Annotated in this window: 13 protein-coding genes, 1 tRNA gene and 1 other annotated feature; all 14 genes read right to left on the minus strand. The window is 37.8% G+C overall.

What is annotated here, in order from left to right; translation table 11 throughout:
- Nucleotides 1–200 precede the first annotated feature (200 nt).
- Nucleotides 201–1,487 carry a trigger factor gene (gene tig, locus F7888_RS07795; RefSeq protein WP_191778616.1) on the minus strand — a complete coding sequence of 429 codons (1,287 nt, stop codon included), beginning with the start codon at nt 1,485–1,487 and terminating at the stop codon, nt 201–203.
- Between the two features lie 336 nt (nt 1,488–1,823).
- The gene (locus tag F7888_RS07800; protein WP_191778617.1) at nt 1,824–2,876 is read right to left on the minus strand and encodes a tetratricopeptide repeat protein; all 1,053 of its coding nucleotides are present in this window, start codon (nt 2,874–2,876) and stop codon (nt 1,824–1,826) included.
- Between the two features lie 144 nt (nt 2,877–3,020).
- The gene (gene leuD / locus F7888_RS07805; RefSeq protein WP_191778618.1) at nt 3,021–3,611 is read right to left on the minus strand and encodes a 3-isopropylmalate dehydratase small subunit; all 591 of its coding nucleotides are present in this window, start codon (nt 3,609–3,611) and stop codon (nt 3,021–3,023) included.
- A gap of 17 nt (nt 3,612–3,628) precedes the next feature.
- On the minus strand, nt 3,629–5,038 hold the full coding sequence (gene leuC, locus F7888_RS07810; protein ID WP_191778619.1) for a 3-isopropylmalate dehydratase large subunit: 1,410 nt from the start codon (nt 5,036–5,038) through the stop codon (nt 3,629–3,631).
- Nucleotides 5,039–5,072: 34 nt separating this feature from the next.
- A complete protein-coding gene (gene leuB / locus F7888_RS07815) occupies nt 5,073–6,188 on the minus strand; it encodes a 3-isopropylmalate dehydrogenase (protein ID WP_191778620.1) in 1,116 nt (371 codons plus the stop codon).
- Nucleotides 6,189–6,467: 279 nt separating this feature from the next.
- Nucleotides 6,468–8,006, minus strand: coding sequence for a 2-isopropylmalate synthase (locus tag F7888_RS07820; RefSeq protein ID WP_191778621.1), 1,539 nt, complete (start codon nt 8,004–8,006; stop codon nt 6,468–6,470).
- Nucleotides 7,993–9,024, minus strand: coding sequence for a ketol-acid reductoisomerase (ilvC, locus tag F7888_RS07825; RefSeq protein WP_191778622.1), 1,032 nt, complete (start codon nt 9,022–9,024; stop codon nt 7,993–7,995). Before ilvC ends, F7888_RS07820 begins: the two co-directional genes overlap by 14 nt.
- Nucleotides 9,025–9,097: 73 nt before the next feature.
- Nucleotides 9,098–9,616 (minus strand): acetolactate synthase small subunit, encoded by a 519-nt coding sequence (ilvN, locus tag F7888_RS07830; protein ID WP_191778859.1) that lies wholly within the window; start codon nt 9,614–9,616, stop codon nt 9,098–9,100.
- Nucleotides 9,613–11,331 carry an acetolactate synthase large subunit gene (gene ilvB / locus F7888_RS07835; RefSeq protein WP_191778623.1) on the minus strand — a complete coding sequence of 573 codons (1,719 nt, stop codon included), beginning with the start codon at nt 11,329–11,331 and terminating at the stop codon, nt 9,613–9,615. The genes ilvN and ilvB overlap by 4 nt, the downstream gene beginning before the upstream one ends.
- Nucleotides 11,332–11,413: 82 nt before the next feature.
- Nucleotides 11,414–11,680 (minus strand) — a binding site (T-box leader).
- 34 nt (nt 11,681–11,714) lie between these two features.
- On the minus strand, nt 11,715–12,620 hold the full coding sequence (ilvE, locus tag F7888_RS07840) for a branched-chain-amino-acid transaminase (RefSeq protein ID WP_191778624.1): 906 nt from the start codon (nt 12,618–12,620) through the stop codon (nt 11,715–11,717).
- A 477-nt stretch (nt 12,621–13,097) separates the two neighbouring features.
- A tRNA-Arg gene (locus tag F7888_RS07845) sits at nt 13,098–13,174 on the minus strand.
- A gap of 116 nt (nt 13,175–13,290) precedes the next feature.
- Nucleotides 13,291–13,800 (minus strand): metallophosphoesterase family protein, encoded by a 510-nt coding sequence (locus F7888_RS07850; protein ID WP_191778625.1) that lies wholly within the window; start codon nt 13,798–13,800, stop codon nt 13,291–13,293.
- Between the two features lie 78 nt (nt 13,801–13,878).
- Entirely contained in the window at nt 13,879–14,472 is a 594-nt protein-coding gene (locus F7888_RS07855) for an XTP/dITP diphosphatase (protein ID WP_191778626.1), read from the minus strand.
- 4 nt (nt 14,473–14,476) lie between these two features.
- Entirely contained in the window at nt 14,477–15,226 is a 750-nt protein-coding gene (gene rph, locus F7888_RS07860) for a ribonuclease PH (protein WP_191778627.1), read from the minus strand.
- Between the last annotated feature and the right edge of the window lie 24 nt (nt 15,227–15,250).

Below are 15,250 nucleotides of genomic sequence, written 5' to 3' on the forward strand. Positions count from 1 at the left end.
TAAGCTGTGATTAAAACTAACCAATTAAAATTCAGGGTTTGACTCTTACTCCACTCGGATCTCTTGGGTAACATCGTTACCGCTTTTACAATCTTTTTTCTAGATTATTATATGTATACGAGTTGAATGATCTGAATATTAATTAAATTTTGGTACAAAACAAGGCACGATTAAATCGCGCCTTATTCTAGTTAGTTCTATTATGCAATACTCTTGCTGTTTTCCACAAGGAAATCGATTGCTTTTCTTATTTTTAGATCTTCTTTAAGAGCGTCAACTCCACCAAGCATTACTTTCAATTGGTCAACTGGAGTTTGGTACATTTCAGCCATTTTCTCAAGCTCTGCATTTACTTCATCATCAGACGCTTCAAGCTTTTCAGCAATTGCAATAGCTTCTAATGTAAGATTGATACGAACACGCTTTGCAGCATCCTCTGCCATTTGGCTACGTAAAGCAGCTTCATCTTGACCTGAGAATTGGAAGTATAACTCAAGGTTCATACCTTGCATTTGTAAGCGTTGTTCGAACTCTTTTAACATACGATCTAATTCAGTGTCAACCATTGCTTGTGGTACATCAATTTCAGCATTTTCAGCTGCTTTTTCAATTAATGTATCTTTCAATTGGTTCTCTGATTCAGTTTTCTTAGTTTCTTCAAGACGAGTTTTTGTTTTAGCTTTTAACTCTGCTAATGTTTCTACTTCATCATCAACATCTTTTGCAAATTCATCGTCTAATTGTGGAAGCTCTTTTGATTTGATTTCGTGAATTTTCACTTTGAATGTAGCTGGCTTACCTGCTAAGTTTTCAGCATGATATTCTTCTGGGAATGTTACTTCAACATCCTTCTCTTCACCATTGCTTAAACCAACAAGTTGCTCTTCAAATCCAGGAATGAATGATCCAGAACCGATTTCTAATGAATAGTTATCAGCTTGTCCACCTTCAAATGCTTCACCATCAACAAAGCCTTCGAAATCAAGAACAACTGTATCACCATTCTCAACAGTTCCTTCTTCTTTTACAACTAATTCAGCATTACGCTCTTGAAGTTGCTTTAATTCAGCATCAACATCTTCGTCAGTTACAGTAGCATCTAAAGTTTCTACTTCAAGACCTTTGTAGTCTCCAAGCTTCACTTCTGGCTTAACTGTTACTTTTGCAGTGAAGATAAGGCTCTTGCCTTTTTCGATTTGTTCAACATCTACTTCAGGACGATCCACTGGCTCAATTCCAGTTTCTTCGATTGCTTGTGAATAAGCTTCTGGTAGTAAGATATCTAACGCATCTTGATATAGTGATTCAACACCAAAGCGCTTTTCGAACATTCCACGAGGAACTTTCCCTTTACGGAATCCTGGAATATTTACTTTTGTTACAACCTTTTTAAATGCAGCGTCAAGACCTTCATTGACCTTTTCTGCATCTACTTCTATTGTTAGAATTCCTTGATTTCCTTCTAACTTTTCCCATTTTGCAGACATTATGTTTCCCTCCAACATCAATTAATGCAGAAACTAACCATTGGTTTCATTTCTGCTTTTACTTATTAAGATAACGAAATGCTATGTATTTGTAAAATCAAACAACCTAACGGTGATAATTGTCAATTATTAACACGTCATTATCTATTTATACTGTCATGTGTTATGCTTATGTAAGTATTGCTTTATTTACCAAATCAATACAAGCATTTTACAACCACTACATTATAACATACAATAATGAGCTTTCAACAGCTAGAATTTGTAAATAATCATGAATAATTGTGTGAGACATCAAGGATTACTGACGTCTCATGTGATAATTGGTAAAAACTACTACTGATTAAAATAAGTAATTTCTTCTATTTTTTGTATTTTGTTAATCACATGCTTCAATTGAAATACATTAACACCATATGATTCCTCTAATTCAGCATTTTCGATTTCAATACCGTGCAGCTCATATCCGTATAAATGAAGTGCTGCAGCCCAAATCGATGGACTATCCTCAGTCGGTACAAACGGGAATAACACAAATAGAACTCTCATCCATATTTCTTTTGTCACTTCGAAAAGAGTAGGATTCTCATTACCTAACTGATCCTCCAAATGACGCAATACAGACATAGAATATTCATCAGATAATATGTCACCCATTGTTGCAGGTATGACATGTAGAACCTGACCAAATTTTTCAACAGCGATTTCTTCATTCACCTTTTGATCCATCAATATTTGTAACAGCAGTGTCTTCATCATTGGATCCTTATTAGGATGACTGACAAATTCCTTTAATAACTCTAGATCTTTATGCAAGCTATATTCTTTAATGGAATGAATAAATGCAGCTTGCTCATTACGGTCATCTCGCTCTAGCAAGATTTCCTGAATTCGTTCAGACAATGTATATGTAATGGGTTCTTCACTTTCTTCCTCAAGCTTGTAAAGTTCATCCCCAGAATGAATCATTTTCTTACTTAATTCAAGCAATTGATAAAAACTTTCCGCATACTGTGGTGGAACTTGATCTTCTTCCAGTACAGCCTCGATGGTTTCTTTCACTTCCTGATACTGTCTTAATTGAATTAGAATCGTTAAATATACCTGTAATACATTAAAATAATCGCCAATATCTTGATGTAGCATTAGCTTACAACGCTGTTTTGCTTCCTCAAGCTCTCCTAACTCTAATAAGCAAAGTACGATTCCTAGGTCGATTTCATCATGCTCACCTGCGAGCTCCTGCGCTTGTAATAATAATGAAAGTGCATCTTTATAATTCTTACTTTTCAAGCTTTGAAGACCCTTTTCGATGAGTCTTTCTTTGAGATTAGGAAACTGAATAACAGTTGCTTCTTTATGGATTTTATCATTATCTTTGGTACTCATAGAGTCAAATCAGCTCCAGACTTTTGTCATCTCGTCTAAGTGTAGCAATCAATCTTTGAGAATACAATAGTTTGACTTTCATGACTAAGGCATGTAGCATTTCTACTACTTTTCGAAAACACAAAAGGGTGAGATCTTCTCACCCTAGGCACGTACTGTTTGTTTTTCATAGCGATCAATTTTATCTTCATAGGCTAAAGTCAAATCAATTTCATCCCAACCATTAAGTAGCATTTCACGCCAATGGTGATCTATTGAGTAGGATCTGACAAAGCCTTCTTCATCTTTAATCGTTTGTTCCTTTAAATTAACAGTGCAGCTGTAATCTGCTGATTTTGATTTTTCAAGTAAATATTCAATATCAGATTTTTCTAAAGTGATAGGTAGCATCCCATTCTTCAAACAATTATTGTAGAAGATATCTGCAAAATTAGGAGCAATTATAATTTGAAATCCATAGTCTTGAAGTGCCCACGGAGCATGTTCCCTAGAAGAACCGCAACCAAAATTCTCATTCGCTACTAATATAGATGCTCCAGCATTCTCAGGCTGATTCAACTCAAATTCAGGATTCAGTGTTTCATCATCGAGATAGCGCCAATCGTAAAATAAGAATCGTCCAAAGCCTGTTCTTTCTATTCTCTTCAAAAACTGCTTAGGAATGATTTGATCTGTGTCAACATTTACACGGTTTAAACCGGCTACTTTTCCAGCATGAATAATAAATGGTTCCATTTCTACACACTCCTTCGTTAGACAGACGCTGTCTCTAGTTTTCTAATATCTACGAATCTACCATAAAGTGCTGCTGCTGCTGCCATAGCAGGACTCACTAGATGAGTTCTTGCGCCTTTCCCTTGTCTTCCTTCAAAGTTACGATTTGACGTTGAAGCACATCTTTCTCCCGGAGGTACAACATCTGGATTCATACTCAAACACATGCTACACCCAGCGTCTCTCCACTCAAAACCAGCTTCAATAAAGATAGCGGATAACCCTTCTTCTTCAGCTTGCTTCTTTACCTGCTGTGATCCTGGAACGACCATTGCACGAACCTCTGGTGCTACTTTTCTTCCTTTGACGACTTCAGCAGCTTCTCTTAAATCACTGATACGAGAATTTGTACATGAACCAATAAATACATGTTGAACTGACACTTCATTTATTGGAGTTCCAGGTGTTAATCCCATGTATTCATAGGCACGAGCTGCTGCTCTTTTATCAACCTCTGCTTCATAATCATCTTGAGTCGGTATTGAATCATCAATGGTTATACTCATGGATGGGTTGGTCCCCCATGTAACTGTTGGTGCTATTTCTTCAGCGTTCAACTGTACTACGCGGTCGTACGTTGCACCAGCATCCGTTGCTAATGCTTTCCAAGCCTCAACAGCCTCGTCAAACTGACTTCCTTGCGGGCTATATTTTCTACCCTTTAAATAGGAGAAAGTCGTTTCATCTGGAGCAATTAATCCAGCTTTTGCACCCGCTTCAATCGACATATTACATACTGTCATACGCTCTTCCATCGACATATTTCGGATGACATCACCTGTATATTCGATGACATACCCTGTTCCGAAATTAATGCCATATTTTCGTATTACTGAAAGAATAACATCTTTTGCTGAAACACCTTTTGCTAATGTTCCAGAGATATTTACTTGTAATGTTTTAGGTCGTTGTTGCCACAATGTTTGAGTAGCCAGCACATGCTCTACCTCACTTGTTCCAATTCCAAATGCTAGAGCACCAAATGCACCATGTGTTGAGGTATGGCTATCTCCACATACTATCGTTTTTCCTGGTGATGTTAAACCAAGCTCAGGCCCAATGACATGAACGATTCCTTGTTCAGGACTATTCAAATCAGCTAACGGAATGTCAAAATCATGACAATTTCGTTCAAGTGTAGTCATTTGTTTTGAAGCAATCTCATCCTGAATCACAAATCGGTTCAATGTCGGTACATTATGATCCATGGTTGCAAAGGTAAGATCCGGTCTTCTTACCTTACGATTTTTCAAACGTAACCCTTCAAATGCTTGGGGTGATGTTACCTCATGAACAAGATGTAAATCAATATATAATAGGTCTGGTTTACCCTCTTCTCGATTTATGACATGGTTCTCCCATATTTTCTCAATGATTGTTTTTGCCATTTCAATTCCCCCTTCCCACTAGCTAACTCTCAATTTAAGCATATGCAGACATTATGTTAGAGATCGCACCGTCTTCTATTAATGCCGCTTTGATTTGTTCTGTAATCTCAGTCGTTTGTGCTGGTGTTCTTCCAACACGTTGAATATCAGCTGTTCGTTGTCCTGCCGAAATAACTTGATCAACTGCCTTTTCGATCGCTTTCGCTTCTTTTTCCATTCTAAAAGATAGTCTTAACATCATCGCGGCTGATAGAATCATAGCAATTGGATTTGCGATGTTCTTTCCTGCGATGTCTGGTGCTGAGCCGTGAATGGGTTCATATAATGAAGGTCCATCACTTGATAGACTTGCTGAAGGGAGCATACCCATTGATCCAGTTAGCATTGAAGCTTCATCACTCAGAATATCCCCAAACATATTTTCAGTCACAATCACATCAAATTGTTTAGGATTTCTAATAAGCTGCATAGCTGCATTATCCACTAACATATTCTCTAGCTCTACCTCTGGAAATTCTTTTGCTATTTCTTCAGCTACCTCACGCCACATTCGACTAGATTCCAATACATTTGCTTTATCAACTGACGTTACTTTTTTCTTACGTGTTTGTGCCATTTCAAATGCTTTATAAATAATACGCTCCATTTCAGAACGCTTATATTGAAGAGTATCTACGACAGTTTCCTCTCCACTCGCATCCACTGAGCGCCCACTCGGTTTTCCAAAATATAATCCTCCAGTTAATTCACGTACGATGACGAAATCTACACCTTCGATAATATCTTGCTTCAAGGGAGAAATATCGGTTAGAGCATTATAGGTAGTAACAGGTCGGATATTAGCAAATAAATTTAGTTCTTTACGGATTTGAAGAAGGCCTTTTTCGGGGCGTAAATAGGCAGGATTTTGATCCCATTTCGGTCCTCCAACAGAGCCTAATAAGACCGCATCGCTTTGTTTACACATATGAATTGTTTCATTTGGCAATGGAGTGCCTTCTTGATCGATAGCTTCCCCACCAATTAACCCATATTGAAATTGGAATTCATGTCCATATTGCTGAGCGATTGTTTTTAACACTTCAATCGCACCCTTACTTACTTCCTTACCAACGCCATCACCACGAAGCACTGCAATATTCTTTTTCAATTTTACGCCCTCCTTCTTGTATTTTTGCTTTTAAACTTAGGATATTTTCGTTTTTTTTGTTGCTTTTGATACCGCAGCCTGAATACACTCCCCGTCCTGTGGGGACACACGCATCCAACGGGAGTCTTGAGTGTATTCAGTCTGCTAGAAATCTCATTCTCAATAATTCATCTCAAATTAACAACAAACTTTGAGAAAACAGCCTAATCTTATAAGCCTGAATGCACTGAAATTCTCGCAAGTGTATTCAGACTGTTTCGTTTATAGCAAATTAGTTGTTTAAATGCTTACCTTTTCCTGTTGACTATTCTTAATATTGACGACACGATTCACTGCATTTAGATATGCCTTAGCAGACGCTTCTAGTACGTCCTGTGCCGTACCACGACCACTCGAAACAATACCATCCATAGTGATTTTTACATAAACCTGTGCTAGCGCATCTCTTCCGGCTCCAACTGATTGAATTCGGTAATCATCGAGTACAATAGCTGTAGCAATACATCGTTCTAACGTATTATAGAGAGCCTCTACACTACCTGCCCCTGTAGCCGCTTCTTGAATCGTTTGACCGTCAGTATTAGTTAAAGTAATGGTTGCTGTTGGTATTTGATTTGTTCCATATTGCACTTGAAGCGCAGATAAAACATAATAATCTTCATCATTTGTTAATTGCTGCTCTACAAGTAAAGCGCTTATATCTTCTTCTGTTATTTCTTTCTTTTTATCAGCTAATTCCTTAAATAACTCAAATAATCGATTTACATCTGAATCTTCTAACTGATAACCTTGTTCTACCAGATGAGTTCTAAATGCATGACGACCAGAATGCTTACCTAGAACCATCGAATTCGATTTCACACCTACTAAATCTGGTGAAATGATTTCATAGGTTGTTTTTTCCTTCAATACTCCATCCTGATGGATACCAGATTCATGAGCAAAAGCGTTCTTCCCTACAACTGCTTTGTTGGGTGGAATGACCATACCTGTAAGCTTACTGACCAAATCACTTGTACGTTTAATTTCGTTTAGTTTCAAACGTGTATTGGCTTGGTAGTAGTCTTGACGGGTATGAAGTGCGACAGCTACTTCCTCAAGCGAAGCATTTCCTGCTCGTTCACCAATTCCATTTATTGTCCCTTCAATTTGGGTGACGCCATTTTCAATGGCTGCTAATGAATTAGATACCGCCATCCCAAGGTCATCATGGCAATGAGCCGAAAGGGCTGCTCTATGAATGTTAGGAACATGTTCTTGGATATAGGCAAACATTTCACCATATTCTTTCGGATTCACATAGCCTACTGTATCCGGCAAGTTAATAACTGTTGCTCCAGCATCGATCACCTGAGTGATAATTTTCACTAAGAAATCAAAATCAGAGCGACAAGCATCCTCTGCAGACCATTGAATCGTTGGAAAAAACTTTGATGCATATTTCACAGAAGCAACAGCTGTTTCAATGACTTGTTCAGGTGTTTGCTTCAGCTTGTATTGCATATGAATCGGTGATGTAGCAATGAAGGTGTGAAGGCGAGGGCTTACCCCACCTTTCACAGCCTCCCAGACAGCATCAATATCACTTTGTTTTGAGCGTGCAAGCCCAACAACAGAAGCGTTCTTAATGATAGCTGCCACTTGTTTAACCGATTCAAAGTCACCCTTAGAGGCGGCTGGAAAACCCGCTTCGATAATATCAACGTTTAGACGTTCTAACTGTCTAGCAATCTCTAGCTTTTCATGTAGATTTAAATTCACACCTGCAGACTGCTCACCATCTCTTAACGTCGTATCAAAGATATTAATTTTTCGCACTTGCACCCACCACTTCTTTCTTTTGCTTCGATTTAACAAATGGCATCATTGCACGAAGCTTTTTACCAACCTCTTCAATTTGATGTGCATTTTCACGATTATTAATGGCTGTGAATTCTGGACGATTTGCTTGGTTTTCTAAGATCCAACCTTTTGCAAATTTCCCATCTTGGATATCCTTTAATACTTCCTTCATTTCAGCCTTCACACGGTCATCAACAATTCTTGGACCTGTTACAAAATCTCCCCACTGTGCAGTGTCTGAGATCGAGTAGCGCATTTCTGCCATTCCACCTTCGTACATTAAATCAACGATTAATTTCAATTCATGTAGACACTCGAAGTATGCTACCTCTGGTTGATAACCTGCTTCTACTAATGTTTCAAAACCAGCCTTTACTAATGCTGTTAACCCACCACAAAGGACTGCTTGCTCTCCGAATAAATCTGTTTCAGTTTCTTCTTTGAAGGTTGTTTCCAAGATTCCAGCACGGCCAGCACCAATTGCTTTCGCATAAGCTAACGCTGTTTCTTTTGCATTCTCTGAAACATCTTGATAGATTGCAAATAATGCTGGAACCCCTGCACCCTCAACAAATGTACGGCGAACTAAATGTCCTGGACCCTTTGGTGCCACAAGGAATACATCAACGAAATTTGGTGGTACGATTTGATTGAAATGGATATTGAAGCCATGAGCAAATACCAATGAATTTCCTGGTTTTAACCCTGGCTCAATTTCTTCTTTATATACTTTTGGTTGGTGTTCATCTGGCAATAACACCATAATTACATCTGCCTGTTCAACTGCTTCTTTTACTGAGTATACAGCTACTCCATCATTTTCAGCTTGATCCCATGATTTTCCTGGACGTAAACCTACAATTACATCTACTCCACTTTCACGCATATTTAAAGTATGAGCATGGCCTTGAGAGCCATATCCAATTACTGCTACCTTCTTGTTTTGTAAAGCGAAATCATTTGCATCACCGTTATAATATACTTTTGTCGTCATAATTACTCTCTCCCCTAATCGTTTTCAAATTTTAGTTTTATATTTTAAAAGCTAGCTTTGTGAAGCTTGCTATTTAAACAATTGAATATGGTTTCATTGACGAAGCATTCTTTTGTGTACCACGAGGGAACGCTGTTGTCCCTGTTCTGGCAATTTCTTTAATACCATAAGATCTGAGTAAATCAATCAAAGCTTCAACCTTTTCTGATTCACCAACCACTTGGACAACCAGACTGTCTTTACTTACGTCAATAATGGTAGCTCTGAAAGGTTCTATTAATGTATAAATCTCATTTCTATTAGAAGGTGTAGCTACCACTTTTATTAACGCAAGCTCTCTTGCTACTATCGCTTGATTAGTGATATCCATTACCTTTAACACATCAATTTGTTTGTTTAGTTGTTTTGTAATTTGCTCTACAACTGTTTCCTCATTTGTGTGGATAACGAAAGTCATTCGAGAAACACCTTCTATTTCTGTGTGACCCACAGTAATACTTTCAATGTTGTAATGACGTTTCGTAAATAAACCAGTTATTCGGTTTAATACTCCTGCACGGTTATTCACTGTTAATGTAATAATTCGTTTCAACATTTAACACCTACCATTTCATGAAGCCCTTTTCCAGGTGCCACCATTGGATATACATTTTCATCTGCTACAACTCGGAAATCCATAAGCACTGGACCATCAAATTCAATTGCTTCCTTAAGCACCAGCCTTGTCTCTTCGTCAGTTGTAGCACGTAATGCTTTGATGCCATAGGCTTCTGATAGTTTAATGAAGTCAGGCTGATTAGTTAGTAGCGAATGCGAGTATCTTCCTTGATAGAAGATTTCCTGCCATTGTCTAACCATTCCTAATGATTGATTATTGACAATCATTATTTTAATCGGAAGATTCAGTTCATGAATGACAGAAAGCTCCTGTAAAGTCATTTGGAAACCACCATCGCCAACTAATGAAACAACCGTTGCACTTCGATCTGCTAACTGTGCACCAATACTAGCTGGTAATCCAAATCCCATTGTCCCTAATCCACCAGATGTTACCCAATGATTAGGTTTCTTAAATTTATAATATTGCGCTGTCCACATTTGATGCTGTCCAACATCAGTTGTGACAATCGCTTCTCCATTGGTATATTCATAGACTAACTCGATTAATTTCTGTGGTTTAAGTGAATTATCAGAAGCTTTATAGCAAAGTGGATATTCTTGTTTCCAAGCAGATACCTTTTTAACCCATTCACTATTCTCACCTTGTAATCCATCTTGATGAATAAGCTGAGTGAGGACTTCTTTTGCATCACCTACGACTGGTATTTTTGTTGTAACTACTTTCCCAATTTCAGCAGGGTCGATATCAATATGTGCAATCGTTGCATTTGGAGCAAAGTGAGCAAGATTGCCTGTTACACGGTCATCAAATCTAGCACCAATACTGATTAATAAGTCACTCTCATAAATGGCCATATTGGCTGTATACGTCCCATGCATACCTGCCATCCCTAAATAAAGAGGGTGATCTGCTGGAAAACCGCCTAACCCGAGTAATGTATGAATAACTGGAACATTTTGTTGTTCAGCGTATTCTTTTAATTCCTTTGCAGCATTTCCATGAAGAATTCCAGCACCTGCTAATATAACCGGCTTCCTCGCTTGACTTACAGCTTCTACTAGTTTTCTAATTTGCAAATGATTTGGCATGACAGTTGGTTGATAACCTGGTAAATCAATCTCTTTGGAATAATCGAACTCCCCTACTATCGTAGCCATGTCCTTTGGAATATCGATTAGAACTGGACCAGGGCGACCAGATGTTGCTATATAGAACGCCTCTTTTATTATATTTGGAATTTCAGCTACATCTCGTACTTGATAACTGTGTTTTGTTATTGGCATTGTAATCCCTAGAACATCTGCCTCCTGGAAAGCATCTGTTCCAATTACAGAAGAAGCAACCTGCCCCGTAAATACCACAAGAGGAAGTGAATCGATCATTGCATCTGTTAGCCCTGTCACAATATTTGTTGCACCTGGTCCTGATGTTGCAATGACAACTCCTGGCTTCCCTGAGATTCTTGCATACCCTTCAGCAGCATGAATTCCACCTTGCTCATGCCTAGTTAGTACATGAAAGATTCCAGCGTCATAAATTTTGTCATAAATCGGCAATACTGCTCCTCCCGGATAACCGAAGATGACTTCAACATTCTCTCTCTTAAGTGATTCTAAGAGCATCTCAGCTCCACTCATTGTTGTTGAAGTATCGACTTTACCTTCCACATTCGCTTTTACAGCCATTCCCCTACTTCCCTTCCATCATTTATTTTCTCCAGTAAAAAAGAAAAGTCTTCTCACCCAAATGACTTAAGAATCCTTAAGTCAAAGGGGTGAAAAGACATGAACACAGCTTTTCACGGTACCACCCTTATTCATAGTTACATTACTGCAACTATCTCTGGAACAACACTTTGTTGTTCGTTTTGATAACGGGTGAGATTACCGTAACACCCGGCCAATTCTACTCGAACTCTTTCAAATTGACACTCAGAGGTGAGTTCATCTATTGCTGATAACACCGGCTTCCAGCAACCCGGCTCTCTGTTGATATCATAATCAATAGACTACTTATCCTCTTCAACGTTTTAAATTTATAATGGTCTAACAGTTAATCGCTGATTAACTTAGACAGCATTTGCATTATCTTGTAGTTCATAGACTTTAACACCATCTTGAACTACTTTCGCTCTGAAATCTTTCAGAAGTGACTTTGTATGTTCACCAGGAACACCTTCACCAATGACTCGCCCATCTACTTTGACAACTGCAATCACTTCTGCAGCAGTTCCAGTTAAGAATACTTCATCAGCTGTGTACACATCATGTCTTGTAAATGGTTCTTGTAATACTTCATATCCTTGCTCTTTGGCAATTTCCATAATCGCATTTCTAGTGATGCCTTCTAATGCACCAACATAGGATGGGGGTGTGAAAAGCTTTCCATCCTTAATAATAAACACGTTATCTGCTGAGCCTTCGGCAACATATCCTTGGTCATTTAACATAAGTGCTTCACTTACATTAGCCAAATGAGCCTCTATTCTAACTAATACGTTATTCAAATAATTCAGTGATTTCACTTGAGGGCTAAGCACATCTGGACGATTTCTGCGAGATGCGACAGTGATGATTTCAAGTCCAGTGTCATATAAATGCTTAGGAAAAATCGCCAGTGGTTCAACAATTACGACCACATTCGCTTTTTTACATTTATTTGGATCTAAACCTAAATCTCCAACCCCTCTGGAGATTACTACTCGAATATAGGCATCCCTATGATTGTTTTTTGCAACTGCTTCACAAATGATCTTTGTAAGTTCATCTGGAGTATATGGTACCGTTAGTAGTATTGATTTTGCTGAATTGTATAGACGTTTCATATGTTCTTCCATTTTGAAAATATTCCCGTCATATACTCGGATTCCTTCAAATACGCCATCACCATATAAAAATCCGTGGTCATAAACTGAGATTTTCGCATCTTCTTTTTTTACAAATTGGTCGCCTAAGTAGATCCATTGATCACTCACTGTTAGACACTCCTTTTTCCCCTTCGCCGTTACGACGCTTTAAACTATTGAATTATAAAGGTGCACCTTTACCTTTACGAACACCAGTCACTGATGTATGAAAGCGATGGATCTTGTTCGTTGATTTCGCTTTGTTGTTTACCAATTTCTTCTTACTTTTATTATTTGAGCCTTATATTACGCTCATTTTTTGTAAGAGTCAACACCATTTTTGAAATTATTTGATAATTTAGACTAATGGTACAGTTTGTATCCGCTTACAATGTTGATTTGTTAGGTATTCTTACTGACAAAAATTTTTTCACTGTTCTCTAAAGGGTTGTAAGCCTTGGTATTATTACAAAAAATTGGTTTAAACAAAAAAAGAATGGAAAAGAAAATGAAGGTACTAATTGAATCGCGAGAGGTAACATAACGTAATAAAAAAACGCATAAAAAAACCCTTCTTCAACCGAAGAAGGGATTATGTATAAGTTATGGCGTCCCAGGAGAGATTCGAACTCCCGACCGACGGCTTAGAAGGCCGTTGCTCTATCCAGCTGAGCTACTGGGACATTTTTTTGCGTCACTCATTAGCGACATTTTTTATTATATAGGCATAGCAACTTTATGTCAACACTTATTAAAAACTTTTTTTATTTTTTTTAAAGGGAGCGTTAACTCCCCTTTATTATAACGTAAAATCAGCTGATAATGAATCAACATTTTGACCCAAAAGATCATAAAAATGAACTTGAACGTGATTATCATCAAGACTTAGAATTGCATACGTACGCTCTTTCCTCATTCGTGGTAGACGAATACTTCCTGGATTGATAAAAAGGGTACCATCAATCATTTCAACACCAGCTACATGTGAATGTCCAAAACAAACGATCTTAGCACCAAGCTCTTCTGCTCGATAGTTAAGATTCAGTAAAGTCATTTTGCAATTATAAAGGTGTCCATGTGTAACAAATAATGTATGTTTTCCTAACACATGTGTAAAATCTTCTGGAAACCCAGTGTCAAAGTCGCAATTTCCTCTCACTCTAAAAAAACCATTTAATTCGTTTGAATGATATTCCAACTCTGAGTCGCCACAATGAATCATTATATCTATCTCAGTTTTGTGGCGTTCTTTTAGCATGGTCAGCTCATCTGTTAATCCATGGCTATCACTGACAATTAATACTTTCATTTGATATACCTTCTTTACTTAATTTCTTCTATATAAGACATTGATATTTGTGTACATTGCTTGGTATTTTTTCTTACATCAAAATAGTTCATCAATCATGTTTTGGAGTTTTTTTAGTGCGTTGGCACGATGACTAATTTTGTTTTTTTCTGCATTTGTTAGCTCTGCCATCGTCTTGCTATAGTCAGGTAGATAAAATATTGGATCATAACCAAATCCATGATCTCCAACTTTTTCAGTATGTATCATCCCTTCACATGTCCCTTCAACGGTATGTGTTTGTCCATTCTGAACGGTTAGTGCGAGTGCACAATGGAACCTGGCTGTTCTTTGCTCATATGGGATACCACCAAGCTTTTCTAGCACCTTGTTCATATTGTCTTCATCACTTTTATGTGCTCCTGCATATCTAGCAGAATAGACCCCTGGCTCACCATTCAATGCATCAATAGATAATCCTGAGTCATCGGAGATTACTGTTTTATTTAGTGCTTTTGAAATTTGCTCTGATTTCAAGATTGCATTTTCAACAAATGTTTCTCCAGTTTCTTCAACATCTTCTAATTCAGGATAGTCTAGTAGTGATTTAACAACAAATCCTTTTCGTTTGAAAAGCTCCTCAAAATCTTTTACTTTCCCTTTATTTTTCGTAGCAACAATGATTTCTTTCATTTCCTCACTCTTTTCCTGCTGTTATAAGGTTTGTCAGTTCACCTAGGGCTGTTTTTTGCTTATCAATGATTTCCATCATTCCTTTTTCAGCTAGTTCTAACATTTGATTTAATTGATTTCTAGAGAAAGTTGCTTCTTCTCCCGTTCCTTGTAATTCTACAAAATGACCAGCGCCTGTCATAACAATATTCATATCAACATTTGCTTTTGAATCCTCTATGTAATTTAAATCTAATATTTCCCCATGCTCTTCATCTACTCCAACAGATGTTGCGGCTAAAAAATCTTTAATCGGAAAAGTTGAGAGATTCTTTTCGTGATATAATTTCCCACAAGCGAGAACAAGTGCTACAAATGCTCCTGTAATGGAGGCTGTCCTCGTCCCACCGTCTGCTTGGATGACATCGCAATCAATCCAAATCGTTCTTTCTCCAATGACATCTAAGCTAACAATTGAACGTAGTGCTCGTCCAATTAAGCGTTGAATCTCCATCGTTCTTCCAGTTACCTTCCCTTTACTTGATTCACGAATATTTCTTTGTTCTGTCGCTCTAGGTAACATGGCATATTCTGCAGAGATCCAGCCTTTTCCTTGTCCACGCATAAATGGTGGAACTCGATCCTCAATACTTGCATTACAAATCACCTTTGTGTCACCCACTGTTACTAATACAGACCCTTCTGGATGCTTCACATAATTTATTTCGAAATGAATAGATCTTAATTCATCCTTCTTTCGTCCATCAACTCGCATTCAACAATCTCCTATCCAATTTAA

The organism is Litchfieldia stipae (genome assembly GCF_014837155.1).
GTDB lineage: Bacteria > Bacillota > Bacilli > Bacillales > Bacillaceae_L > Litchfieldia.